Annotated in this window: 19 protein-coding genes, 1 tRNA gene and 1 pseudogene; 5 read left to right on the top strand and 16 right to left on the bottom strand. The window is 40.4% G+C overall.

Translation table 11 applies throughout. From position 1 onward, the window contains the following. Window positions 1-623 precede the first annotated feature (623 nt). From U1E44_RS01195 to U1E44_RS01180, 4 genes are read right to left on the bottom strand one after another with little or no spacing between them, the layout of a single operon-like run. On the bottom strand, window positions 624-2,018 hold the full coding sequence (locus U1E44_RS01195) for a c-type cytochrome domain-containing protein (protein ID WP_322929079.1): 1,395 nt from the start codon (window positions 2,016-2,018) through the stop codon (window positions 624-626). Window positions 2,019-2,026: 8 nt separating this feature from the next. Beyond that, window positions 2,027-2,917 (bottom strand): sugar phosphate isomerase/epimerase family protein, encoded by an 891-nt coding sequence (locus U1E44_RS01190; RefSeq protein WP_322929078.1) that lies wholly within the window; start codon window positions 2,915-2,917, stop codon window positions 2,027-2,029. Window positions 2,918-2,949: 32 nt separating this feature from the next. Beyond that, complete coding sequence (locus U1E44_RS01185; RefSeq protein WP_322929077.1) at window positions 2,950-4,467, bottom strand: DUF1501 domain-containing protein; 1,518 nt, start codon at window positions 4,465-4,467, stop codon at window positions 2,950-2,952. 20 nt (window positions 4,468-4,487) lie between these two features. Then, window positions 4,488-7,229 (bottom strand): PSD1 and planctomycete cytochrome C domain-containing protein, encoded by a 2,742-nt coding sequence (locus U1E44_RS01180; RefSeq protein WP_322929076.1) that lies wholly within the window; start codon window positions 7,227-7,229, stop codon window positions 4,488-4,490. Between the two features lie 86 nt (window positions 7,230-7,315). Here U1E44_RS01180 and U1E44_RS16895 point away from each other — a divergent pair. Then, window positions 7,316-7,461: pseudogene (locus U1E44_RS16895) on the top strand (IS982 family transposase); the annotation flags it as partial. 485 nt (window positions 7,462-7,946) lie between these two features. On the opposite strand, the gene U1E44_RS16825 reads toward U1E44_RS16895, so the two are convergent. The 3 genes from U1E44_RS16825 to U1E44_RS01170 all read right to left on the bottom strand — a co-directional run bounded on the left by U1E44_RS16825 (window position 7,947) and on the right by U1E44_RS01170 (window position 10,146). After that, window positions 7,947-8,147 carry an HTH domain-containing protein gene (locus U1E44_RS16825; RefSeq protein WP_416242039.1) on the bottom strand — a complete coding sequence of 67 codons (201 nt, stop codon included), beginning with the start codon at window positions 8,145-8,147 and terminating at the stop codon, window positions 7,947-7,949. Between the two features lie 20 nt (window positions 8,148-8,167). Further along, window positions 8,168-8,416, bottom strand: a complete 249-nt coding sequence (locus U1E44_RS01175) for a hypothetical protein (RefSeq protein WP_322929075.1) — start codon at window positions 8,414-8,416, stop codon at window positions 8,168-8,170. 176 nt (window positions 8,417-8,592) lie between these two features. Further along, window positions 8,593-10,146, bottom strand: coding sequence for a Fic family protein (locus tag U1E44_RS01170; RefSeq protein ID WP_322929074.1), 1,554 nt, complete (start codon window positions 10,144-10,146; stop codon window positions 8,593-8,595). A gap of 753 nt (window positions 10,147-10,899) precedes the next feature. Between U1E44_RS01170 and U1E44_RS01165 the strand changes: the two genes are divergently transcribed. Continuing rightward, the gene (locus tag U1E44_RS01165; RefSeq protein WP_322929073.1) at window positions 10,900-12,003 is read left to right on the top strand and encodes a Fic family protein; all 1,104 of its coding nucleotides are present in this window, start codon (window positions 10,900-10,902) and stop codon (window positions 12,001-12,003) included. Between the two features lie 105 nt (window positions 12,004-12,108). Here U1E44_RS01165 and U1E44_RS01160 read toward each other — a convergent pair whose 3' ends face one another. The 5 genes from U1E44_RS01160 to dnaE form a co-directional block, all read right to left on the bottom strand. Continuing rightward, window positions 12,109-13,581 carry a Fic family protein gene (locus U1E44_RS01160; protein WP_322929072.1) on the bottom strand — a complete coding sequence of 491 codons (1,473 nt, stop codon included), beginning with the start codon at window positions 13,579-13,581 and terminating at the stop codon, window positions 12,109-12,111. A gap of 693 nt (window positions 13,582-14,274) precedes the next feature. Beyond that, window positions 14,275-14,348, bottom strand: a tRNA-Asp gene (locus U1E44_RS01155). Window positions 14,349-14,420: 72 nt separating this feature from the next. Continuing rightward, complete coding sequence (locus tag U1E44_RS01150; protein ID WP_322929284.1) at window positions 14,421-15,347, bottom strand: DUF58 domain-containing protein; 927 nt, start codon at window positions 15,345-15,347, stop codon at window positions 14,421-14,423. 77 nt (window positions 15,348-15,424) lie between these two features. After that, window positions 15,425-15,742, bottom strand: a complete 318-nt coding sequence (trxA, locus tag U1E44_RS01145) for a thioredoxin (RefSeq protein WP_322929071.1) — start codon at window positions 15,740-15,742, stop codon at window positions 15,425-15,427. Window positions 15,743-15,964: 222 nt separating this feature from the next. Continuing rightward, complete coding sequence (gene dnaE / locus U1E44_RS01140) at window positions 15,965-20,347, bottom strand: DNA polymerase III subunit alpha (RefSeq protein WP_322929070.1); 4,383 nt, start codon at window positions 20,345-20,347, stop codon at window positions 15,965-15,967. A 445-nt stretch (window positions 20,348-20,792) separates the two neighbouring features. Here dnaE and U1E44_RS01135 point away from each other — a divergent pair, with 445 nt between their 5' ends. Then, a complete protein-coding gene (locus U1E44_RS01135) occupies window positions 20,793-21,170 on the top strand; it encodes a hypothetical protein (RefSeq protein WP_322929069.1) in 378 nt (125 codons plus the stop codon). A gap of 321 nt (window positions 21,171-21,491) precedes the next feature. Here U1E44_RS01135 and U1E44_RS01130 read toward each other — a convergent pair whose 3' ends face one another. The 4 genes from U1E44_RS01130 to U1E44_RS01115 all read right to left on the bottom strand — a co-directional run bounded on the left by U1E44_RS01130 (window position 21,492) and on the right by U1E44_RS01115 (window position 24,328). After that, window positions 21,492-21,881 carry a putative quinol monooxygenase gene (locus tag U1E44_RS01130; RefSeq protein WP_322929068.1) on the bottom strand — a complete coding sequence of 130 codons (390 nt, stop codon included), beginning with the start codon at window positions 21,879-21,881 and terminating at the stop codon, window positions 21,492-21,494. Window positions 21,882-21,906: 25 nt separating this feature from the next. After that, a complete protein-coding gene (locus U1E44_RS01125; protein WP_322929067.1) occupies window positions 21,907-22,458 on the bottom strand; it encodes a DapH/DapD/GlmU-related protein in 552 nt (183 codons plus the stop codon). Between the two features lie 167 nt (window positions 22,459-22,625). Then, on the bottom strand, window positions 22,626-23,333 hold the full coding sequence (locus U1E44_RS01120) for a LytR/AlgR family response regulator transcription factor (RefSeq protein WP_322929066.1): 708 nt from the start codon (window positions 23,331-23,333) through the stop codon (window positions 22,626-22,628). After that, entirely contained in the window at window positions 23,330-24,328 is a 999-nt protein-coding gene (locus U1E44_RS01115; protein WP_322929065.1) for a sensor histidine kinase, read from the bottom strand. Before U1E44_RS01115 ends, U1E44_RS01120 begins: the two co-directional genes overlap by 4 nt. Before the next feature lie 377 nt (window positions 24,329-24,705). Here U1E44_RS01115 and U1E44_RS01110 point away from each other — a divergent pair, with 377 nt between their 5' ends. Next, window positions 24,706-25,167, top strand: coding sequence for a nuclear transport factor 2 family protein (locus tag U1E44_RS01110; protein ID WP_322929064.1), 462 nt, complete (start codon window positions 24,706-24,708; stop codon window positions 25,165-25,167). A gap of 25 nt (window positions 25,168-25,192) precedes the next feature. Beyond that, window positions 25,193-25,381: a hypothetical protein gene (locus U1E44_RS01105; RefSeq protein ID WP_322929063.1), complete on the top strand. Its 189-nt coding sequence runs from the start codon at window positions 25,193-25,195 to the stop codon at window positions 25,379-25,381. The last annotated feature ends 13 nt before the right edge of the window (window positions 25,382-25,394 follow it).

The following is a 25,394-nucleotide window of genomic DNA, read 5'->3' as shown; positions in this document are numbered from 1 at the left end:
TTTTAGATTATCACAATAATCCGCCATGGGCGGAGTAGATGAAAACCTTTAGTCCTGCTTCAGTGGGACTTTTTTTTTAGATTATCACAATAATCCGCCATGGGCGGAGTAGATAAAAATCTTTAGTCCCGCTTCGGTGGAACTTTTTTTATGCGATAATAGGTTTTAAAAACCCTATATCTGGAAGACTAAGAATCCGTGTAAACGCAAACACAAGTACAAAATAAATTGGGAAGAAAAAATGCTTTTAAAACAGGAATTGATTCGTATTTCTAGAGGTTTCCATATATAAAAGATACGAGATTTTTAGATAGTATTAACTCCTTGCAACGGTCTTAATTTCTTGAAACCTACTATCCCCGAGGCAAGCCATAGGGCTATACCTCTACTGCGCTCAGTACGGGTTTCGCCGGTTTCATTTTGGCCTTTGAGCCAAAAACCGAAATGTTGTATTTTCCTCACCCGGAACTGCAAAAAGCAGTTCCGATCGCTCCAAAGGAGCGATAAATAGGAAACCCCGACCCTAAGCGCCGGGGAATCTTTAGATTGAATAGTTTTACATTCAAAATATGAATGTCGCATTTGGCCACTAGCTCACATCAAAATTAATCCCAAGCTGGGCACTAGTAGACGATACTGTCCGAAGTTATGGGTGGCAGGGTATACTTACCATACTCCAAAACCGTTTTTCCTCCGGCTAAAGTTTGCGTTCCCATTTGATCGGCCATAGTATTGTACAAAAACACTTTTTTTAATTGCCTCAACTTCTGTAGCTTGGGCACATGGCCTTCCTTAAAGTTTGTATGCGACACATTGAGGCTTTTTAGGTGTTGCAAAGAAGCCAACTGTTCAATTTGGTCTCCGGTTATTGAGGTATGATCTAGCTTTAAAATGGTAAGGTTGGGCAAGGTGGATAGGGTACTGAAAATAGCGTCCGAAATTTGGGTGCCTCCTAAATCCAATAGTGCGACCTGCTCCTTTACCGGCAAAAGAGATGCAACATCGGAATCCTCAAAGCTTGGCAAATTTAACGCCGATACTTTCAAAAAATTGGTCGTTTCGCTTATAGGGTGTACATGCAGACCCGTTTCCTTAACTTTCAAAATACTATCCTTGTGGGCTTCAACAATTTCACTGCTAGGATGATCTAACTCGGTTGATTTTGGAAAGAAGGCCGCAAGAAGGGACTTTTCCAGCCCTATTTCTCCTATGGTCTTATCAAAGGACATCCCGTTTTTAATCCAAGCCCCGATCAAGGCCACCTCTTCTTTAGTTGGCTGTCTTTTTCCATCAGGGGGCATATGTTTGTCATCTTCCTTTGGAAGTGCCATCCTTTTAAAAAGTTCACTGCGATCGGGCTGGTTGGCCATCACCACAGGGGCATTCTCACCGCTTGTCTCGATGCCCTCTTTGGTATGTAAAAGCAAATCGCCCTTAGATTTTTTGGGATTATGACAACTTACGCAATTATTGTTTAATATGGGTTGAACAATATCTGTATAGAGTACTGCATTTTGCCAATCCTCTTCTGATAGTACAATTTCCTTTTCCTCGAAAATTTCATATCCCAATGCAGCTTTTAGGGAATTGGGCAACGGTTCTACCAAATAATCTTCGCCATGGGTAATGTTTCCGCCCTGATGCCCCGTAAATGAAATAAGTATAAACATTAGAACGGAATATGCGCTAATAGGGACTTTAGCAAAACTCTTTTTTATTGGAATTTTACCCAGCCTTAGCCACATTAAGAAACAGAACAGCGCAGTGACGATCCCGGACCAGAGATGCCACTGGATCGTTTCGTAAGCATACCCTTCCCCTAGATATTGGAGATATCCCGTAAGGCAGGCAATCGCGGCCGCAAATCCGGCCCATAAATAAATGGTGGCAATGACCTTTCTTAGTTGGTTATGTGTACGGTCATACGCCTGAAAGAGTAAGGCCAGAATGATGAAACCTATTGGTAGGTGCACTAAAAGTGGATGTAACCTTCCTAGAAGTTGTTTTAAAATTTCCATTGCTATTCTTACTGAAGGCCCAATCGCTCCTTTATCATTTTCATCATATATACATTTAACTGCCACTGATCGGCCACGGGTACTTTTGTATAGGGCAAGGTTGGCATGTAGTTTGGAGGCCCGAACTCCGTTGTAAGGGTAAAGGTATCGTTTGTTTTCCAATGATTTCGTATCACTTCCTCCCAAATATCCAGGTGTCTGTCCAAGGCCGATTTCCACTCGGGCGCCCGGAGATCGTTGACCTGTGGCCCCTCGGCATGCCCCACTCGTGCATGAAGATGGGCCGTACGGGCTATGACGGCTTCTAGGTCTTCCTCATTGCTTTCCAACAAAGACTCATGAACCACCATCCAATGACTGATATCCAGATTCAATTTTAGTTTCGGAATCCTGGAAAGATAAGTTTTAGTGTCGGGCAGATTAAAACTAAAACGCCCTCTGTGGGTTTCGTGGTAAACGGGAATATCGTACTCCTTGGAAATTGCGTTTGCTACTTCTATAAACGTCTTGTTCTGCTCAAAAGTAAAAAAGTCGCTCCCTGTATGGCAGTTGATGTATTCCGGGGACAAAGCCACCAATTTTTTCAGATGATCGCCAAAAGCCTTTAGGCTTTCCCCAATGGGCAAGGACTTATTGGTCCCGTTCAAAAAACCTACTTTTAAGCCGTGCTTCGAAAGGGCTTCAAGGAGTTCCTGTTGTTCCTTTTCCGAACTTGGCAACCACACTTCGATTCCGTCATAGCCGGCTGCCTTAGCTTTTTCACAGAATTCATCTATGGTAGCGGTTCGCCCCCAATCCGTTTGGAAGAATAGTATCTTTTTTTGACCTTGGCCATAGCTGTTCATCGCAAGGAGTACCATTACGGTAAAAATTATGGCGCTATATCGTGAAACGTTCATGCCCTACTTTAAAGATTCCGAAATTTTAATCATCAGGATAGAATTTGATGAATTACCTCACCCTCTACATCCGTCAATCGAAAAGGCCTTCCCTGAAAATTGAAGGTAAATTGTTCGTGATCAAATCCTAAAAGGTGCAAGATAGTGGCATGCACATCGTGTACGGAAACCCTTCCATCTATACCTGAAAAACCAATGGCATCTGTCTGCCCATGCGACGCCCCTTTTTTGATACCGCCACCGGCCATCCACATGGTAAAGGCATCCCCATGATGGTCCCTTCCTTTGAACCCCATCGTTTTGCCTTCCCTGTTTTCCTGCATCGGCGTCCTTCCAAACTCACCGCCCCAAACGACCAAGGTATCCTCCAACAACCCCCGTTGTTTCAGGTCTAACAACAACGCACTCATGGGCCTGTCTATCTCCCTGCATTTGTTTTTCAATCCCAAATCTACGGCGGTACTGGGATCCGTGCCATGGGCATCCCAGCCCCAATCGAACAACTGAACAAAACGCACGCCATCCTCTACCAGTTTTCTTGCTAAAAGACAATTGTTGGCAAAGGATTCTTTGCCCGGCTCCACCCCGTACATTTCCTTGATATACTCAGGTTCACTGTTAATGTTCATGACCTCCGGAACCGCAATCTGCATTCTGTAGGCCATCTCATATTGATTGATACGAGCCAGAATTTCCGGATCGGCATATTTGGCATATTCCTTTTTATTGATCTCGTTGATGGCCTGAACGGTTTTCTTTTTTAGATCGCGAGACATTCCATCGGGATCGTCTATATACAGCACCGGGTCTCCTTTGGACCGGCATTGAACGCCTTGGTAAACCGATGGTAAAAACCCGCTTCCCCAAACACTTTTTCCGGCACTCGGGGCTTTTCCACCCGAAGTAAGCACCACAAAACCTGGTAAGTTCTGGTTTTCGGAACCGAGCCCATAGGTAACCCAAGAACCTATACTGGGCCTGCCCAATCTTGGGCTACCGGTATGCATGAACAATTGCGCCGGGCCGTGATTGAATTGATCGGTATGCACCGCCTTCAAAAAAGCTACCTCATCCACTACCTTCTTAAAATGGGGTAGGTTATCCGATACCCAATTTCCGGATTCTCCCTCCTGTTTAAAGGTTGCCTGCGGCCCTAACAATTTAGGCGTGCCACGAATAAAAGCGAATTTCTTTCCTTCCAAGAGCGATTGCGGACATTCTTGGTTATTGAGTCTGGCCAGTTCCGGTTTATAATCGAACATCTCCAATTGGGATGGCGCCCCGGCCATGTGCAAATAAATAACGTTCTTCACTCGGGGCGAAAAAGGTGGGGGCAACGTGGCCAAAGGATTCAAATCGCGTTCGGTAAATCCGGAAGCTACGATCGATTTATTTTTTGATCGGTCAAATGGATCGCATCCCAAAAAAAAGGAACCCAGGGCGAGACCGCCCATACCCGTGGCGCATTGTTTGATGAAATGGCGTCTTGTCTTGACTTCCAGTTCTCGCTGAATTTTTTCCGCTATAAGGTTATCGATATTGGGCTTCATATTTTTCTAAACTATTTTAATTATGCCTTGGTCAAAAATTCGTCCAAGTTCATGACCGCATTTGCGACGACTGTCAAGGCCGCGATTTTATGGGACGGTCTTTCCTTAAGTCCCATAAAGTTATATTCCTTTTCCAATCCCGATTCAAAATCCATCAAAGCATCGTCATAAAGGTTTTTCAGTACCGTTAGTTTTTCCGTGTCAATTTTGGAGCGCATAGCCTTTTCAAACCCCAATGCAATGCCTTCTTCCACATCCTCCCGATCCATTATTTTAGCCAATTCAAAGGCGGCTTCCAAATACACAGGGTCGTTCAAGGTTACTAAGGCCTGTAGGGGTGTGTTGGTGACCGTTCTGCGAATGGTGCAGACCTCCCTACTGCCGGCGTCAAAGGTTATAAAAGACGGGTACGGGCTTGTTCTTTTTAGATAGGTATAAATGGCCCTTCTGTACCGGTCATCGCCTTTGCTTTCCACCCAACTTTCATTACTATATACGGATTGCCAAACACCCTCTGGTTGTGGAGGCATTACCCCTGGACCATACATTTTATCGCTAAGCAACCCGGATACCGCCAGTGCCTGATCTCGTATTTGCTCTGCCGACAAACGCAATCTGGGTCCGCGGGCATACAGTTCATTGTGGGGGTCCTTTTGGTATAGTTCCGGTGTGGCAACAGAACTTTGTCTGTACGTACCGGACATCACAATCTCCTTGACAAGCGATTTTATTTGCCACTCCTGCTCGTTCATAAAACGCAAGGACAACCAATCGAGCAAGGCAGGATGGCTAGGCGGATCTGACTGGGTTCCCATATCCTCTATGGAAGCGACGATGCCCCTTCCAAAAATCTGATGCCATACCCTGTTGACCAAGGTTCTAGCCGTTAAAGGATTCTCTTTGCTGACCAACCATTTGGACATCCCCAAACGGTTCTGAGGCCATTCCTGTAAAAATGGGTTAAGGGATTTGGGCGTACCTGGTTGCACCGTATCCCCAAGAACCATCCAACTGCCTCGCTCAAAAATTTGCGTCGCCCTCGCCATTTGTTCGTTATTCTCAACCATGATGGGTAGTTTGTCCGTTTTGGCATTTAGTAAATCCAAAAATGTTTCGTTTCCCTGAGAATGCCCCCTTTCACCCTCCCCGGGAATATCTTCCAAAAAGGCGAACCAAGTGATATAGCTTGTAGAGACCTGAGGTGCGATTGCGTTGTTCTTGCTTTCAATAAATAAATCGACGGGTTCCTCAATTTGCCGGAAAGGTATCCGGCGGATAATCCTACCTTCGGTTTTATCAATTCCAAATTGGGCAAGTATCTGGCCTTGGGCATTGTTTTCTCGTATGGTCATTACTGTGCCGTTCAACGGGGCACTGTACTCCATATACATGAAGGATGCACCGTTGGTATGGATGTTTTTAAGCTCGCAGGAACCATCTTTCCAGAGGGCGAGATATTTGGTATCGGCAAGTTCCCCATTCACAAAGTTCGCCGCATTATGCGCCAAATATTTGGGTTCCTTAAAAAGTAAGAAGTCGCCATACTGCTGGGCAGTTTCTTGAGTTCCATATTGTTTTATCCAAGAAAGGAGCGCTTCCTTCCTTTTTAATTGTGCTTCATCAAAAAAACGGATGTTGGGACTTTCATCTGGGGTATCCTCGTCTCTTGTGTTATTAAAAAACGCCAAACTTTTGTAATATTCCTCAAATTTAAAAGGATCGTACGTATGAGAGTGGCACTGTACACATTCCATGGTGGTACTTTGCCAAACGGAATACGTAGTGTTTACCCGGTCTATTACGGCGGCCACCCGAAACTCCTCGTCATCCGTACCCCCTTCGTCATTGTTCATGGTATTCCTGTGAAATGCGGTGGCAATCAATTGATCCACCGAAGGATTGGGTAAAAGGTCGCCAGCTAACTGCTCCATGGTAAATTGGTCGTAGGGCATATCCTTATTAAAGGCGTCTATGACCCAATCCCTGTAACGCCACATCGTTCTTCCATTATCCTTTTCATAGCCTTTGGTGTCCGCATATCTGGCAAGGTCTAGCCACCAACTGGCCCATTTTTCGCCAAAGGTTTTCTGAGCCAAGAGTGTATCTACCACATTTTCGTAGCTAAGGTTGCCATTGGTAAAATCGGAATATAAACGTTCCGAAGGCGGCAGACCTGTAATGTCAAAGGCCAATCTCCTTATGAGTACATTTTTATCCGCTGGCGCATTTGGTGAAACCCGCTCATTTTCCAATCGGGCTAAGATAAAGTTGTCGATATCGTTTTGTAAAAAAACGTCTTCCCCTACTTGGAGCATACTCGCCTTTTGGACGATTGTCGGCACTGCTACTTCCTTTGGTAACGAGTACGCCCAATGAGTTCCCCATTTGGCTCCTTGGTCTATCCATTTTGAAAGCAGTTCTATTTCCTCATCGGATAGCCTTGGTTTCTCATAGGGCATCCGCAGTTCGGGATCATCTTCTTTCAACCGTCTTATAAATTCGCTGCCAGCCGCATTCCCAGGTATTATGGCCGGTTTCCCCGATTCGGTTACAGCGAAGGCCTCATCCTCAAAAAGCAGGCTGAAACCACCGCTTTTTTTGACACCCCCGTGACAGGTAATACATTTCGAATTTAATATAGGCTTTATCTGCGTACTGAAGTCAACCTGATCTGCAGAAGTATTACAGGAATAAAATAGTCCAATAAGAAACCATAAAAATGAAATCTTAAGCTCTTTTTTACGTATAATTTTAATATTCATAACCCGTTACGCATTATGCTTTAAAAGAAAAACGTTGTTCATTTTACTGATAATCAGCACCTTGTTTTAGCTATAACACATTTACAATGAACAACTTAAATGCAAATTACGAAAGAATAATGGAAGTATTGATAAAATATCAAAAGAAGACCTTTTAACCTATCCAAAACGTGAGCCCAAGTTTAGCGACTTAGAACGGGTTGGTTTGGCTATAACCGCTGAATTTCCGGGTAATAAAAAATTTCTTGAAACTGACTATCCCTATCCACAAAAAATGACCCGTAGGGTGCTAAATTTTCTATCAGAAATCAAATTAATTTTTGGAAGATTTTAGTTTCATAAAAGATGAATTAGCGGAACTAATAAAAAAACGACAAATGGAACTGAAAGTGATTTTTAGTGGTGCAAATTCTCGTTGTACCGTATAACAGCCGTTTTTTAGAACTTAATTTTACTTTTAAAATATCCGATATATGTGAAAAAGTTTGAACAGTTCAGCTTAGAGACAAGAGTTTGCCAGGGAATCAAAATTGATTTTCTACAATGAAAACTTTGCTCTTTTTTTTAATCAATTCTAAAATCCCAAGATGGTCTTTGTTTTCTACGAGGTTAACAAAATTTGGATCGGCTTTACAAAAAACAAAAAACTGCTCCTTTCTTTGTAGCCTTCCCCAAAATATTTATCCTGTAATTTAATCCGCAGGTTATCCCGCAACCTTATTCAGTACTATCCAAGACTTGTTTTATAGTATCCTTGAGAAAATACCCTCCTGTCTTTTTACTGCCGCAGTACTCAATAAAATCTTCGAGCCTATTAATATCAGATGTTATCGTTCTTTCAGATACATTAAGGGCTTCTTGTAGCTCTGTCGATTTAATGCCGGGGTTACTATAGATTTTGGCAACAAGCGTAACCAACCGGTTTTTTACTCCCCCGGTTAATCCATCAATTGCTCCTCCGATTGCTCCCTCAATTGCTGCATCATTAGCTCCACTAATTCGTCATATGCATCAATTAGATTGCTGGTACAGTACAACCGATCGTCATAACGCTCAACATTATCTTTGCGCACCAAAGCATAGATTTTATAGTGTGGTAAAATATGCTGTATGGTTTCGTCTTTACCAAATAGCAAAATGGCCGCCATAGTATACCCTTCCTTGCCGGTGTCATAGTCCTTTTCCAAAGCCCTGCCTTTTGCAACAATTGTTCGTCGGATAGTGATAACCACGGATGATTTTGATTCTTTCCCCGAATCAATTTCCTTGCTCGCGAGAACAATCAGGGATTAAAATCAGATAGTTGTACAAATAGATAAATTATATCCTTGGAATATTGGTCGCATTTCTCAGATAAATACGCTTATATCAATTTCTTTGCTATGGGCTTCCCTTTTAGCCCAGCATCTACCAAATAAGCTATGAATTGCGCAAAAGGTTCAATATTATTTTCAACACTCGCACTTTCAAGTGTCTTCATATAGACATCCCTTTCTTCAATGGGGATTACCGTCCAAGGATACCCCCCAGAGATAAGCATCGTATTCATTAAGAAACGACCCATACGACCGTTACCGTCCATGTAAGGATGTATGTACACAAAGAAAAAATGACCTAACACCGCACGTACGCAAGCCTCTTTTTCAGACGCCAGCAACTCAAAAAGCAAGGGCATCACATCCCTAACACCATGTACATTGACAGGGGTATGTTTGGACTGTCCAATATAGACTTGGGCATTTCGATACCCTGCCAAATCCGAAGGTTTTAATATTCCGGTGGTAATACTTGGGCCAAATAATTCCCTGTACCAATCGCCGTGTTCTTCATCTGCGACATTACCTGGGTTCTTTCCTTCAACAATCTGCTGTATACTTTTCTTGACCGCGTTGAATGCTAACCAATAACCTCTAGCGGCCATGGCATCCTTTTGTTTTAAGTCCTCTACATTATCCTCGGGATTCCAATTGCCACTTCGAACGCGTTCGATAAGTTCCGGTGTTACATTATATTTTTCTATGGATAAGGAATGATAGGCATCGGTTACGTAGATTTCATCGATTTTTTCCATATATGATTTCAAATCTTCTGGAATGCCCGGAGGTTTCGGAAAGACTGCAATCACAACTTCCCTCATTTCTTGCCACATCAATTTTATTCGATTCACATATGGGGAACGTTCCCTTGGGTCAAATTTAATTGTGGATGGTGCTGTAAATGGGTCTGTTTCCCTAACATCATATCCGGCCGCTGTCATCGTTTTTAAAATCGCGTCCGCAATTTTATCCTGTCCCAGATTTCGGTACGCTCCTACCAGTCTTCCTGCAATGGTTGAGTGCCCACCTTCTAACAGAATTGGTAGAAGTTCGGACGCGTCCTGTATCATCATAAGTGCTGTTCTTGAATCAATGGCCTGTTTCGTGAATATTGAAGGGGTGCTATGTACTATGGAAGAAGCCAAACTAACGATTCGCATTCCTTCACGAATCTCGATTTCAGCAATATCGGGCAAGGGCGATTTCATAACGAATATCGAGGTCCCGAATAACAAGTTTGTAGCTGAATTGTTTCCCTTACTCGATCTAATAATCAGTTGCCCTGGAACAGCATTATTTCCAGCATGGAACATGAGGGATTGTTCCGCTGAAACACAGTAGTCTTCCCCGTAGCGATCTTGTAGATATCTTGCGGAAAAGTCCCAAAAAGAGGTAAACCAAGAAGTACTATCGCCCTGTAGCTCGTCATGCGGTGTGGCAATGTACCAACCCTTTATCACTTCTTTTATAAATCCATTTTTTATTAGTCTTTCTTTATGAACCCTTGAAAGATCATCGGCCCTTATCGCAACAATGCCTGAATCTTGAAGTGCTTTTAACTTTTCCAATGATTCCGCTAATTTCTCTCCCGGTGTTGCCATTTGTATATTTTAATTTTACAGATATCTCTTTTTAAACCTAGATTTCAACGTTGTTCACTGATTATTAATTGATGTTGTGCTTAAATTATTATTAGAGGATGTGCATTATTTATTAATAAGTGTAGTGTTAAAATTATTATTTGATGTAAATTTAGTGATTATCTATTGATTATCAAATCGGTTAAATAAGCTTTTTGACAGAAATAGTCCAGTAGATACCACTTCGAAGAAATAAATTTCTATGAAAATAGTCCCATACTTTGTTACCGATAAAACTTCAAAATCAAATTTTGATTTAGACTGGAGAAAAACTTGCATTTACATTATACAGATGATAGTACTGTAAATCTTTCATAAACCCTTTCATGCTAAGTAGTTAGGAAAGAAGTTTGATATATTGATTGCGTGCAATCTACGTGCAACCTAAAATCAAAAAAGCTTCCAATTTCTTGGAAGCCCTTTATTTACTGGCTGTCCCGGACGGGACTCGAACTTTGCCTAAAAATCCCTCTATTTTATTGAGGCTTTTCACGTAAGATATTGCCTTACACGCCCATTTACTCACCTGAAAAATTTAACATTTTTAACATTTTTTCTGTTTGAATTCGGGGTTATTTGAGGGTTAAAAATGACCTACTTCACCCCATTTGAATTAAAATAGGTTGATAGTAAGAGCTATTTTGAGCCAATTAAATATCCTAATCAACTCAAATTTTCATTATATTTGAGCCGATTATTAAAGCTAATCGGCTCATGAAATACAATTGGCAACAAAATGACTGGCCTAATTTTCGATACGACATTATCGGTATTGAGGATATGTTATTTCAATTCGCTGAGCGAACCGGAAGAATAAGTGGGTTTTTAGAAGGACTTCCCAAAGAAATGCAAACGGAAGCCATGATTAACATTATGGTTTCCGAGGCGATTAAAACCTCTGAAATAGAAGGAGAGTATTTGAGCAGAAAGGATGTAGTATTGTCTATCAGAAGAAATTTGAATCTCCATGCTGAACTTCCTATAGTAAATGACAAAAGGGTAGAAGGCATATCTGAGCTGATGATAGCGGTTAGAAAAAGCGTTTTGGAGCCTTTAACAAAAGAAACCCTATTTTCTTGGCATACTATGCTGATGAAAGGAAACCAAGCTATTGAAGCCGGTGTCTGGCGAACCCACCAAGAACCTATGCAGATTGTGTCCGGTGCGATGGGAAAGGAGAAAGTACATTATGAAGCTCCTCCATCGGCCAAAGTAGAAACGGAAATGACCACCTTTATACAATGGTTTAATTCTACTGCACCGGATGGTTCCAATCCAATTAAACAACCCATTATACGAGCGGCAATAGCACATTTATATTTTGAATCTATTCACCCTTTTGAAGATGGCAATGGCAGAATAGGCCGTGCCATTTCGGAAAAAGCTTTATCACAAAGTATCCAAAGACCTATTTTATTAAGTCTATCAAAATCAATTGAGCAGCATAAAAACAACTTTTATGATGCGCTACAATTGGCTCAGCGCTCCAATGAAATAAAACCTTGGATAACCTATTTTGTAAAAACCGTTTTAGACGCACAAATACAAGCGGAGGAAGAAATTGAATTTACTTTAAAAAAGACCAAATTCTTTGACGTTAACCTAACCGCACTTAATGAACGGCAACTAAAGGTAATTAAAAGAATGCTGGAAGAAGGTCCAAAAAGATTTGAAGGTGAAATGAACGCCAGAAAATACGTTGGCATTGCCGGAACTTCCAAGGCAACGGCGACAAGAGATTTACAAGACTTAGTTGAAAAGCATATTTTTGTTCCGGTAGGAGCGGGTAGAAGTGCAAGGTATTTACTTCAATTGTAGTTTTGTTTTAGTAAGATATTGTTCCGAAAAATAGGCTGAAGAATTAATAATTCATTCCCTATTTTATCTTGTAATGAGTTAGGTTCAGTTAACCAATTGAGCCGATTAGAAAACTAATCGAGCTTCATCGTGTTCTTTAAAAGCATTACTTTTTTCTAATTGGTTCTGCATAATATCTATAGAATTCGCTGTTAGGGTACTACAAAAAAGCTGCGCTCTTTGCAACATCCTAATATATACCTCTGGTTCTGATTGCCTGGTCAATCGTCTCAAAGCCCCTAAATAGTCGTCCCTGTAAACGGTAGGGATCATAATTCTAGTCTGTCCTGCCTTTACAAGTTCAGCATTCATCATTACCCGTGCTATTCTTCCATTACCATCCAGAAACGGATGAATCTCACTGACCATAAACATAATGTAGGCTGCTTTGGCAAAAGGATCATTTAAAACATTGTAATATTCAAACCCTTTTATTAAAGTACCCCGGACCATTGTGTAATCCACAAAATGCGTATTTCCTGATCTATTGTTCTTGTCCTTAAACTTACCTGGCTGTTTGTCCAATCTAGCACCTAAAAGGACTTGATGTCGGTATTCCAAAATCCTTAAAAGCTCTTCTGCTGATGTAGGGAGGGTTTTTATTTCCTTCACATTGCTTACCAATTTATAGGTGCCCAATATATCATGAGAATCCTCATTTCTGTTGGGCAAAGGCTGTTCTGTACTTATTATATTTTTTGCTTCGCCAAGCTCAAATACCGTTCCTTCGATGTAATTGGAAAAATAGGCCTCAAAAAAAGCAAAGTTTTTAAATGCAGATGGCTCTAAGTTTGCATCGGGATAGCTTTTAAACTCACGTTGGTGCAATGCTAAAAATAAGGTTTCGAACAACTTAATTCTTGCCGGGTCGAATGGGGTTCCGAATGCCCTAGCCATCGCTGCGGGAGAGGTCAATATTTTTGAAGTATGGGTGGTTAATAAAGCACTTATCAACCTATCCAGTTTTTCAAATTCCTTTTGCATCATCAACTTTTCGGCTATGACCCTAGATCTATCCCTGACCTCATTTAAAGCATCTTCCCCATTTACCCTAACAATTTGTTCCAGTTTTTCTTCTATCTCAGATAGGGTCAGTGTTTTGGATTCTGGCCCTAGTCTTCTGGAAACTTGCAAATTTTCAAGAAAAACCCTTTCTCTTTGGGAAACATACAATTCCCCAGAAAACAATGTATCCCCTTCAATAGGACCTTCTCCCTGAAGAAACCGTATGGTTATTCCGGGTAAACTTACTTTTTTAGTATAGGTATAGGTTATGAATATATGCCCTTTTGAAGTAGGTTTGAATTCAATAGAAGATCTATGGCTTAATAATGATCCCGGGTATAGTTTTCCGAGAATGGTAAAAAGATTCCTTTTAACAATATCTTCATTGTTATCCGTAAAGTTTGAGGTATAGATACGGGATGCAATTTTCCTGATTTTCCCTTCCTTTTCCAATACCGAAATTTGCCTGCTTATATTGGAATCGCTCGAAGAAAAAATAATTTCTTGGAGGTGTATGGGTATACTTTTTTCCATTATAACTAAATTAAGTAGCTAAAATTACAAATATTTTCCATTATAAAATGATATTTGACCAAATATTTCCAATATAACACAAAAGAGAGATGAAAATATTTTCCATTAAGAAGGCACTTTATAGTATTTCAAACAAATATTTTCCATTATGAGCGCATTATAGTTGAATGTTTTCCATTAGTAGTCATAATTTACCCAAAATGAATTATCCCTTTATGGAGTTCACTCTGTATACTCTTACTTCTCTTTAAAACTTTATCAGGTTATTTTTAGTTAACAAATGGTTATTTATCAAGCTGTTACAGCTAATAGAATACAATATTAGCACACAAAAAAAGTTATTACAAACCAACCACTTTTGTAATACCATGCTTAAAAGGTCCATTTTAATAGAAAAAAAAGCCTCGATAACCTGTAAGCGAAAAGAATGTTAGTATATAGGACACTAATTTAAACCAAAGGCATTATTATTTCTGGATTTAGCAATATTAAATGTAGATAGCTGGAGTCATAATGCAAACAACGGTCAGTGAATGCGATAGGTTTCAGAGGTTGAGGTGAGTAAATTTTAAAAATAAAAGTACTCACCTCATTACTCACCCGAGAGGGCATATTAAATACCATTTAATAAAATGAAAAAAGCCCGTAAACATCATATTTACGGGCTTTTGATAAAATTAAACTAAATTTAAGCGGTCCGGACGGGACTCGAACCCGCGACCCCCTGCGTGACAGGCAGGTATTCTAACCAACTGAACTACCGAACCGTGGCGTAAAGCGAGTGCAAATATACACCGCTTATTTAATTGCACAAACAAAATACTATAAAAAAACACGAATTATAAAAACTTTTGACGCGCCACCAAAAAAGTGTTTAAAACCCTTGAAAATCCCGAGTGCACATCGGCTTCAACATACTGTATTTTGTATTGGGCACATTTTAATTTTACCGCATTAATATAATCGTTTATTGCGGTTTCGTAGTGCTTTCTTATTTGGTGGGCATATACATCTATCTGCGCTCCTGTTTCTACATCGACAAAGCGTTTTGGGGTGTCGTCAAAATTAAAATGAACCTCCTTTTCCTTATCTAATAAATGAAACAGAATAACCTCGTGCTTTTTGTATTTTAAATGTTGTAAGGCATCAAACATGTATTGGTCGTCGGTGTCTTGTAAAAGATCGGTAAAGAGAAAAAACAGACTTCTCCGGTGCATTTTTTCCGCAATTTCATGAAGATGGGTAACCATGTCTGTTTTCTTTTCCGGATTAGCAGCCTGTGCAATTGCATTTAATTTTGCAAATAACATCTGATAATGCCTCTCGCTGCCTTTCTCTGGCGCATAATAACTATAATTGCCTGCATATACACTAAGTCCAACAGCATCTCTTTGCTTTTTCAAAATTTGCATTAAAGCTGCAATAGCCAATACGCCAAAACTAATTTTGTTGAGATTATCCACATCCGGATTTTGAATCGATGGATAGTACATGGACGCCGAGTTATCCAAAATCATATGACACCTAAGATTGGTTTCTTCTTCATATCTTTTGGTATAGAGCTTGTCGGTTTTGGCGTAAAGTTTCCAATCGATATGCTTGGTACTTTCCCCTTTATTATAAATTTTGTGTTCTGCAAATTCTGCCGAAAACCCATGAAAAGGACTCTTGTGAATGCCACTCACAAACCCCTCTACAACCTGTGTAGCCAACAGTTCTAAATTGCTAAAAAGAGAAGATTTTTGAAGTTCCGATACAATATCCATCACACGAATATACGCATAAAAAAAATCCCACTGAAAGGGGATTTTTTACTTTAAGATTATTGTATAGTCAAAGATGCTTAGATCGCTGCATCAATGGCATCGGTATACACTTTTTTGGGAGATACACCTACCTGTCTGCTTACAATTTCACCATTTTTAAAGACCAAAACGGTCGGGATATTACGAACGCCGTATTTGGCTGCAAATTCTTGATTTGAATCTACATCTACCTTGCCCACAACGGCCCTACCTTCATATTCATTGCTTACCTCATCTATAATGGGCCCTACCATTCTACAAGGACCGCACCAAGCTGCCCAAAAATCTACTACTACCGGTTTATCGCTTTTGAGTACCACTTCATCAAAAGTGGCATCTGTTATTTCTAATGCCATATCTATGTATTTATTAATTGTGTAAATTTAGTCATTTATTTTTCGTTTTCCTTACTATGGGTAAATTCCTTTTCCTTATGGCTTTATTGATAAACTTTATATCTTTAAGAGTGCGCCCCCTTGAAAGGGTTTTAAGCTCTTTTATACGCCTCTAAGACCTCTTTTAGGCAGTGCCTTTTTTATGCCCCTCAATCCCCTTTACTGTACAAGAATTACTACTTCTTAGTTTAATTTATAATGTACTTCTTCTGCTTCTAAGGCCGCCAATAGGCTGCTACTAATTTCCACTTTTTGTTTTCTACTTGCTAAATTGACTTTAATTTTTTGCTGTTTTTCGAAGATCGAAAAATGCAACAAATGTTCTCCTTTGTGCGCCGTTAACGTTTTCTTTAATTGATGCACGCGTTCTTCTTGAAGCTGATTAATATCGAAATTAATCGTCAACTTCCGGGCATAGGTTTGCATGACATCCTGTAGCAACATTACATGCGTGAACTTTAAACGTGGTTCGCCCCTTTTACCGGTTTCTTTGTTGATCCATCCTTCCTGAACAAAGACCTTACAATAGACAAAGGCATTAATCATTAAAAAATGTCGGTATTTTAAATATTCTTCTCCAAAAATGCGAAACTCAAAGCTGTCTGTATAGTCTTCCAAGGTGAAAGAAGCCCAACCTTTGCCATTCTTAGACGTTCTATGCTGTACATCGGAAACGACGCCCGCAAAAGTGAGTTCTTTGTTGATGTGGTTTTCTAATGCCGTACATGCGGCCACTCCTGCATTACAAAAGGCGTTTATTTCAGTTTTAAAATCGTCTAAAGGATGTCCGGAAATATAAATACCCACCACTTCTTTTTCCCGTCTTAGCTTTTCCATGGTACCCCATTTCGTGCAAGGAGGAACCACCGGTTCTGCAATTTGCACCTCACTGCTATCTCCAAAAAGACTTACCTGACTAGAATTTTCATTTTCCTGATATTTGGCACCGTATTTTATGGCCTTCTCCAAAAAGGTAATACCGTCTCCGTCATCGTGAAAATACTGTGCTCTATGGGTAGGTTTAAAGGAGTCGAAACCACCTGCAACGGCTAAATTTTCGAACGCTTTTTTGTTAGCCGCACGGAGGTCTATACGTTTGGCTAAATCAAAAACAGATTTATAAGACCCTTGTTTCTTTCGGTGTGCTACAATCGTTTCTACGGCTGCCCGTCCTACCCCTTTTACAGCACCCATTCCAAAACGAATGGCATACGCTTTATTTACAGCAAATTTGTAGAAGGATTCGTTAACATCCGGCCCTAAAACTTGTAAGCCCATACGTTTACACTCTTCCATAAAGAAAGATACTTGCTTTATGTCGTTCATGTTATTACTTAATACCGCAGCCATATACTCTGCCGGATAATGTGCTTTTAAATAGGCCGTTTGGTATGCAATATAGGCGTAACAGGTAGAGTGACTTTTGTTAAAGGCATAGGATGCGAAAGCTTCCCAATCTTTCCATATTTTCTCTAGAATTGTTCTGGGATGACCGTTTTTTTCACCCCCATCCAAAAACTGAGGTTTTAATTTTTGAAGCAGTGCAAATATTTTTTTTCCCATAGCTTTTCGTAGCACATCGGCATCACCTTTAGAAAAACCGGCCAGTTTTTGAGATAAAAGCATTACCTGTTCTTGGTACACCGTAATACCGTAGGTTTCCTTCAGGTATTCTTCCATTTCGGGCAAATCATAGGTTATGCTTTCCATGCCGTTTTTCCTGGCAATAAAACTGGGAATATATTCCATAGGCCCGGGGCGGTAGAGGGCATTCATGGCAATAAGATCATCAAAAACAGATGGTTTTAAATCTTTTAGGTGCTTTTGCATTCCGGGCGATTCGTACTGAAATATTCCTACGGTATCTCCTTTTTGAAATAGGGCATAGGTCTTTTCATCATCTAACGGAAAATCGTCGGGCACCAAATCGATGTTTAATCGGGCTTTTACAATTTTTACAGTATCCTTAATTAAGGTGAGCGTTTTTAATCCCAGAAAGTCCATTTTTAGAAGACCGGCACTTTCCACCACTGAGTTATCGAACTGGGTTACATAAAGATCAGAATCTTTGGCGGTGGCCACTGGCACAAAATCGGTAATGTCGCTTGGGGTTATAATAACGCCACAGGCGTGAATTCCGGTGTTGCGAAGGGAACCTTCAAGAACCCGTGCCATTTGCAGGGTACGACCTTCCAAATCGTCACCTTCGGCGATATTCAAAAGTTGGTTTACCTTTTCAAAATCATCACTTCGAAACTTCTTTTTTAATTCGCCCTCATCTACTCCAAAAATTTTGTCTAGTTTAGACATGGTGGGAATAAGCTTGGCAATGCGATCGGCATCATTTAGAGGAAGATCCAAAACTCTGGCCGTATCTCGAATGGATGATTTTGCGGCCATGGTGCCGTAGGTAATAATTTGTGCTACCTGATTGGCCCCGTACTTTTTAATGACATAGTCCATAACACGTCCTCTGCCTTCGTCATCAAAATCGATATCAATATCGGGCATGGACACCCGATCCGGATTTAGGAAACGCTCAAAAAGCAAATCGTATTTTAAAGGGTCTATATTCGTGATTTTAAGACAGTAGGCCACTACCGACCCCGCTGCCGATCCTCTTCCGGGACCTACGGAAACATCCATATTTCGTGCTTCGCGTATAAAATCTTCCACAATTAAAAAATACCCCGGATAGCCCGAATTTTCGATGGTCTGTAATTCAAAATCAATCCGTTCCCGGATTTCGGGGGTGAGTTCCGGATATCTGTTTTTTGCTCCTTCGTAGGTAATGTGCCTCAAATAGGCATTTTCCCCTCTTTTTCCCCCATCTGTAGCATCATCAGGTACTTTAAATTCGTCTGGAATATCAAATTTGGGCAAAAGGACTTCGCGAGCTAATTCATACGCCTCTATTTTATCGGTAATTTCCTGAATATTAAATATGGCTTCCGGAACATCCTTAAACAACGCCTTCATCTCCTCCGGAGATTTAAAATAGTATTCTTGGTTGGGTAAGCCATAGCGATATCCGCGACCTCTGCCTATGGGTGTGGCTTGTTTTTCTCCATCTTTTACGCATAAAAGCACATCATGCGCATCGGCATCTACCTTACTGCAGTAATACGTATTGTTGGTAGCTACCAGTTTTACGCCATGTTGTTGTGCAAACGCGATTAACACCTGATTTACGCGGTCTTCATCTTCCTGTCCGTGACGAATCAGTTCTATGTATAGGTCGTCCCCAAATTGTGTTTTCCACCACAATAAGGCTTCTTCGGCCTGCTTCTCTCCTACATTTAATACTTTTCCCGGGACTTCCCCATATAAATTTCCGGTGAGTACAATAATGTCTTCCTTGTATTTTGCTATCGTTTGGCGGTCAATTCTAGGAACGTAGTAAAAGCCTTCTGTGTAGGCGATAGAGGACATTTTACAAAGGTTTTGATACCCTTTTTTATTTTTGGCCAGCAGGACTATTTGGTAGCCGTTATCCTTACTGTTTTTATTAAGGCGGTCTTCGCAAACAAAAAATTCGCAGCCAATGATCGGTTTTATTTCTTGCTCTGTGGGTTGTTCCCCTTTTTCGATAAGGGTCTTATTGCGCTCTTTAACACCACTGTTATGTGCTTTTATTTCCTTTACAAAATGAAAAGCCCCCATCATATTGGCATGGTCGGTTAGGGCAACCGCAGGCATCCTGTTTTTAGCAGTAGCCTGCACCAAATCCTTAATATTAATGGTAGACTGCAAGACGGAAAATTGAGAATGATTGTGTAAGTGCACAAAGGAAGCCTCTTCTAAATTGGCAATATTCGCTTTTATTTCGGCTTTAGAAATGCCGGTATCTTTTTGCCAAAGGGCGTCTGCAATTTTTTTTGACGCTTTTTTTAGATTGATGTGCTTTAGACCGATAGGCTGAATTTCTTGTGGATTGGCCATCGAGAATTTTTCAAAATAATCCGATGGAACATCCAGAATTTCTTTGGAATAGTGCTCACGGCGCAGCAGCTCTAGAAAACAACGCGTAGTTGCTTCAACGTCTGCCGTGGCATTATGGGCCTCATTAAAAGGTTCTTTAAAAAGGTAGTGGTGCAATTCGGTAAGGGTAGGCAGCTTAAATTTTCCGCCACGACCTCCCTGAAGTTGGCAGAGCAAAGCTGTTTCCTCGGTACAGGTATCCAATACCGGCAAGGCTTGCAAGGGGTTGGCTACTTGAAGTCGGTGAAACTCAGCCCCCATAATGTTGACATCGAAACCTACATTCTGGCCTACTATAAATGTTGCCTTGGAGAGCGCAAGATTAAATTTTTCCAAGACCTCAGCCAAGGGTACCCCTTCTTTTTCGGCCAGCGCTGTAGAGATTCCATGAATTTTTTCGGCGTCATAAGGAATATTAAATCCGTCGGGCCGAATAAGGTAGTCCTGATGTTCTACCAAAACCCCCATAGCATCGTGCAATTGCCACGCAATTTGTATGCAACGGGGCCAGTTATCGGTATCGGTTATTGGCGCATCCCATCGTTTGGGGAGCCCGGTAGTCTCTGTATCAAAAATTAGGTACATGTTTCGTTATTCGTTGTTGGTTGATGGTTGTTGGTTCTCGGTTGTCGGTTGATAGTTGTTCGTACTTCCTCCTTAAAAACTGTATAAAATTATAAAAACATCCGCTTGTGGTAAAGGTTAGTTGTAAGGAGTTATTAACCTCGGTTAAGCGCAGTCCGTTGAAGCTATTTCGTTGTATTTTGCATTGTGCATATGCTAACGAAGAAAACAGCCAATCACTCAATTATTTGATTTTTGTACGTATTGGTTTGAAGTTTGGTATATTGGTATACTTTATACTAAAAATGCCTAAGCTTTATAGGATGCGACTACATTTATTATCTAATGTGCTTAAGGTATTTAGTTTGGTAGGTTTATTACGTATAAATTCTTTTGACTATTGATAGTAAAGAGTCAAAAGAATTGACTGTTGGTAAATGAGCTACAACCAAAATTAGAGGCTTTGTTGAACAGTAATAAATTTGACGCGGTAGGGTTTGTGCCACCAACCATTAGACCTGAACTCCAGCTGATGAAATATTTGGAAACCCATTTGAAGATCAACTTGCCAAAAATCAATATTCAAAAAATTTCAGGAATTATTCCTATCCCTCAAAAATCACTACACAAACTTGAGGAAAGGATATATAACGCAGAAAATACTTTTGCCGTAACAAAAACAGTAGGTTATAAGCACCTCTTATTATTAGATGAAGCTGTCGGCAGTGGTTCCACCTTAAACCAGATTGCAGGAAAAATCAAAAAGAAAGGCATAGCGAACAAAATAACCGGACTTGCCATTGTGGGAAGTTTCAAAGGCTTTGATGTGGTAACGGATGTGTAAATTAGTGCTGTAGATTCAATCTAAAGATTCCCCGACCCTTGGGTCGGGGTTTCCTATTTACCTCTCCTTTGGAGAGGTCGGAACTGTCTTTTTGCAGTTCCGGGTGAGGTGAAATACAAAATTTCGGTTTTTGGCCCAAAGGCCAAAATGAAACTGGCGAAATACCCCTATGGCTTGCCTCGGGGATAGTCAGTTTCAAGAAATTTTTTATTCAAAAGAATTACCAGTAGCAGTGCTTTCGAGGAATTATTTGGAGTAAGGTTCTCATTATTAGGCATTTTTTTGACCCTTATAGATTTTTGTTTTCAAACATTTCCTAAATCATCTCGGATAATTCCCTTTTAATGGCAATAGCGGAACCGTTTCCACAAGTTCCAGCGATTGCACCATATGAAGCGTACCATTTTTGTACTTTAGGAAGTGTGGGGTTTGTATATGGGCTTTGTAGGCGTCCATATCCTGATAAATTTCCAAAATGGTAATGTAGTTGGGTCTTTCCTTTTCCGAAACCGCATATAGTGTCAGTACGCCCGGTTCTACTCGTAACGAGGTTTCTATCTCTTCTTTTAGAAAAACCTTATAATCTTCCAATTGCACCGAATCAATAACCAATTTGGCTAACCGAACCAGTTGTTCCTTCTCTTGTGCCTTAGCACTATGTAAGGCGAATTGGATAAGCAGTAGAAGAATTAGCGTTTTAAAAGATTTCATCTGTTTCTATGTTTTGGTACACTTTTTAAATTTTGCGAAGTACTTTGGCAGGAACACCCCCCACAATACAATTGTCCGGAACGTCTTTATGCACTACAGCACCCGCAGCCACAATGGCATTTTCACCCACGATAACACCGGGTAAGATTGTGGCGGCAGCACCAATCCAGGCATTGCGTTTTATGAGAATCGATTTTAGATCCAGGTGTTTCCGCTGTGTGGGGTCTATTGGATGGTTTTCGGTAATCAAATTTACTTTAGGACCAATCAACACATCGTCTTCAATGATAATGCCGCCCATATCCAAAAAACTGCATGCGTGATTGATAAACACATTTTTGCCTAAACGTGTGTGTTTTCCAAAGTTGGTATAAAAAGGTATAAACACCGTAGTGCTTTTATGAATTGGACTCCCTATAATTTCACTTAAACGCGCTCGCATCATTTGGATATCCGTAGAAACATTTAGCGCAGGTACAAGTTTTTGGGTTTCTAAAACCACCTTCCAGGCTTCCCGCATCACCGGGTCATCTTTTTTGATAATTCCTCCGGAAAGCAATTTTTTAAGGGTTTCCATATGCTACATATTTCAATAAATTAAATGCTTTTTATGGTGAAATCTAAATCACAATCCATGCGGATAAATGGATAAGCCATTTTTTGATGAAACCTAGCTACCCCCAAGAAGCACATAACTTAGCATTTTCATTTACTAATAAATATTGACTCCATTCTTGGCTAAAATTACAACAATTTTCGATCTCCGAGTTTGGCAAAAAAGGCATCCCTAAAGTTTCGGCTTATGGGGTAGGTTTCTCTACCAATAACCACTTCGTTGGCATGTACCTCATCTAAGTGGCGCATGTTAATGATATACGACCTATGTATACGCACAAAATCCGGTGGCAAGGCATTGGCAATACTGGTTAGGGATACCAACGACATTACTTTCTTAGTGTGGGATATGATTTTGATATACTCTCTTTGAGCTTCTATAACGAGCACTTCCGAAAACAAAAATTTTACAATCCGGGTATCGGTTTTAATGAAGAAATAATCATATTTTTCATCCTTTTCCTGCGCTTTAACCTGAACGGAAAGATAGTCTATGGCCTTATCTATGGCTTTCTTAAATCGCTCAAAAGGCACTGGTTTTACGAGATAATCAATGACATCCAACTCATAACCTTTTACGGCATACGCTTCGTAGGCCGTAATAAGAATCGTTATGGGTCTTTCCGGCAGGTTATTCAGCAGCTCTATCCCGGTTAACAAGGGCATTCGAATATCAAGGAGTAAAATATCCACACTGTTTTCCTTAAGAAAGCGAATGGTTTCCGCACCATTTGTGCAAACCCCTGCGAGTTCCAAATTTCCTATTCGGGACACATAGTCTGCCAGTAGCTTCCGTGCGGGCGGTTCATCGTCGGCAATTAAACAGCTGTACTTCATTTTAAGTCGATGGTTACATGTACCTCAAAATAATCTGATTCTCGATTTAAGCGCAAAGTGTGTTTATGGGGATAAATGAGTTCAAGTCGTTTTTTAACATTGGCTAATCCTACGCCACTTTTCTCCTCTAAGGTATTGCGAACCTCAAGAATATCGTTCTTTAAATAAAAATGAAGTATATCCTCTTTAGTTACGTTCAGTTTTATTTGGATATTGCCGTTCATGGTATTTCCGTGTTTAAAGGCATTTTCAAGAAAAACCAGAAAAATTAAATGGGCAATACGGTGTCCTTCATGAACCCCTTCATGTTCAAAAACAATATTGGGTTTTTCATCTAGCTTTAACCGCCATAAGGATATAAAATTTTCCATAAAATCGATTTCCTTGGACAGAGAAATAAACCTTCCCTGATCGTCGTGGAGCATATGCCGCATTAATCCGGAAAGTTTCATAATGGCGGGCGCCGTATTAGAATCCTTAAAATACGCCATAGAATAAATATTGTTCAAGGTATTGAACAAAAAATGCGGACTCAATTGAAGTTTTAAAAATTTGAGTTCGGAATTCAACTGATTGTTACGGAGTTCAATTTCCCTTTGTTGGGCAGCGATCATTGTAGTAAAGAACCAGATGACTGTGGTAATCAGATAAAAACCGACCACCGGAACCGACCTGATAAAATAGGTGTAGGTAACGGATCTATGGCTTATGCCTAAAAAATAAACGCGAAGCAATACCAGGAGCAGCATAAGGGTAATAGCAGCAATAATGTACAACGAGTACTTGCCCCTACGGTACAGTTTTGGCAAAAGCCATAAAAGGTTTGCGTAAGAAATGGCAGAAGAAATGACCACATCAGAAATCACCGCCTTCCAAACAGCTGCCGGGGAATCTATCCAATTGCTCAGCGAGGCGTACAAAATGGCACCATAACACAACCAGAAAAGTATATGAAAGAGGTATACCAAAAATTTTGATCGAGTAACTGTCTTCATTCAACAAAATTAAGTCGCTAGCGCTTTCTTTTAACCGATTGAAACCCATGGATAGGGGCAATCGTCATTTATTAACATCAACCTTTACCCTTATAGAAAAGGTTGAATATTCCATACGGCAAATTAGGATTTAAAATCATTCATGGCAAATACAATCAACCAAATGAACGGTATTCACTATGGATGCCACTTTTTTTTCATCAAACAGCTAATTCGGTGCCTATGTGCGCACTTATAAAATGAACAAATATGCACTCGTAGATAAAAAAGGGGGATTGGGTGAATGATTTAAGGCACCTATTGATTGGTGCTTTTTCAAGGCTATAAATTACCTAATTTGTAGCCATATAAGAATAAAACTATTAATGACACACATTATGAAATCTTCAATTTTAGCCGTTATTTTTTTAGTTGTGGGAACACAATTCATCTGGAGTCAATCACATTCGACCGCTCTGGAAAAAGAAATTATGCAACTCTCCAAAGACAAATGGCAATGGATGGCCGATAAGGATGTGGCTAAATTAGAGCCTCTGTTTCATGAGAAATCAAGGTTTGTACACATGAGTGGCTCTTGGAAGAAAGATCGGGAACTGGAAATTATAGAAACCGGAAGCATATGGTATAAAAATGCCGATATACACGATGTGGTAATAGAAATCTTTGATGCTACCACAGTGATCTTATGGAACCGCATTACGCTACAGGCCGTAGTTCGCGGCAACGAGGTAACTACCGAATTTACCGTTACCGAAGTCTACAAAAAACAAGGGGATACGTGGAAATTATTAGATTTAACTTTCAGTAGCGTTCGCGACACCCATGAAATTGCGCATTAATTTATTACCTCTAAACATACAACCTATGATTAAAAGAATTGCCTTTGGTTTTTTACTACTTATGTTTTGTGGGCAAATTGCAAGGGCGCAATCCGCAGATATGGAAAACGAAATAAGAGCACTATCTACCCAAAAATGGCAATGGATGGCCGATAAAAATGCCGATGCCTTGGCAGAACTTTTTCATGACAAATCCAAATTTGTACACATGTGAGGCACTTGGGGAA

Origin of the sequence: Aurantibrevibacter litoralis, from assembly GCF_034651555.1 — a bacterium.
Lineage (GTDB): Bacteria > Bacteroidota > Bacteroidia > Flavobacteriales > Flavobacteriaceae > Aurantibrevibacter > Aurantibrevibacter litoralis.
This window is presented reverse-complemented; position numbering and strand designations above follow the sequence as displayed.

Excerpts from the sequence above, each read along its gene's own strand:
- U1E44_RS01195 (WP_322929079.1), bottom strand. The coding sequence starts at position 2,018 with ATGGAAATTTTAAAACAACTTCTAGGAAGGTTACATCCACTTTTAGTG.
- U1E44_RS01190 (WP_322929078.1), bottom strand. The coding sequence starts at position 2,917 with ATGAACGTTTCACGATATAGCGCCATAATTTTTACCGTAATGGTACTC.
- U1E44_RS01185 (WP_322929077.1), bottom strand. The coding sequence starts at position 4,467 with ATGAAGCCCAATATCGATAACCTTATAGCGGAAAAAATTCAGCGAGAA.
- U1E44_RS01180 (WP_322929076.1), bottom strand. The coding sequence starts at position 7,229 with ATGAATATTAAAATTATACGTAAAAAAGAGCTTAAGATTTCATTTTTA.
- U1E44_RS01170 (WP_322929074.1), bottom strand. The coding sequence starts at position 10,146 with ATGGCAACACCGGGAGAGAAATTAGCGGAATCATTGGAAAAGTTAAAA.
- U1E44_RS01165 (WP_322929073.1), top strand. The coding sequence starts at position 10,900 with ATGAAATACAATTGGCAACAAAATGACTGGCCTAATTTTCGATACGAC.
- U1E44_RS01160 (WP_322929072.1), bottom strand. The coding sequence starts at position 13,581 with ATGGAAAAAAGTATACCCATACACCTCCAAGAAATTATTTTTTCTTCG.
- U1E44_RS01150 (WP_322929284.1), bottom strand. The coding sequence starts at position 15,347 with ATGGATATTGTATCGGAACTTCAAAAATCTTCTCTTTTTAGCAATTTA.
- trxA (WP_322929071.1), bottom strand. The coding sequence starts at position 15,742 with ATGGCATTAGAAATAACAGATGCCACTTTTGATGAAGTGGTACTCAAA.
- dnaE (WP_322929070.1), bottom strand. The coding sequence starts at position 20,347 with ATGTACCTAATTTTTGATACAGAGACTACCGGGCTCCCCAAACGATGG.
- U1E44_RS01130 (WP_322929068.1), bottom strand. The coding sequence starts at position 21,881 with ATGAAATCTTTTAAAACGCTAATTCTTCTACTGCTTATCCAATTCGCC.
- U1E44_RS01125 (WP_322929067.1), bottom strand. The coding sequence starts at position 22,458 with ATGGAAACCCTTAAAAAATTGCTTTCCGGAGGAATTATCAAAAAAGAT.
- U1E44_RS01120 (WP_322929066.1), bottom strand. The coding sequence starts at position 23,333 with ATGAAGTACAGCTGTTTAATTGCCGACGATGAACCGCCCGCACGGAAG.
- U1E44_RS01115 (WP_322929065.1), bottom strand. The coding sequence starts at position 24,328 with ATGAAGACAGTTACTCGATCAAAATTTTTGGTATACCTCTTTCATATA.
- U1E44_RS01110 (WP_322929064.1), top strand. The coding sequence starts at position 24,706 with ATGAAATCTTCAATTTTAGCCGTTATTTTTTTAGTTGTGGGAACACAA.
- U1E44_RS01105 (WP_322929063.1), top strand. The coding sequence starts at position 25,193 with ATGATTAAAAGAATTGCCTTTGGTTTTTTACTACTTATGTTTTGTGGG.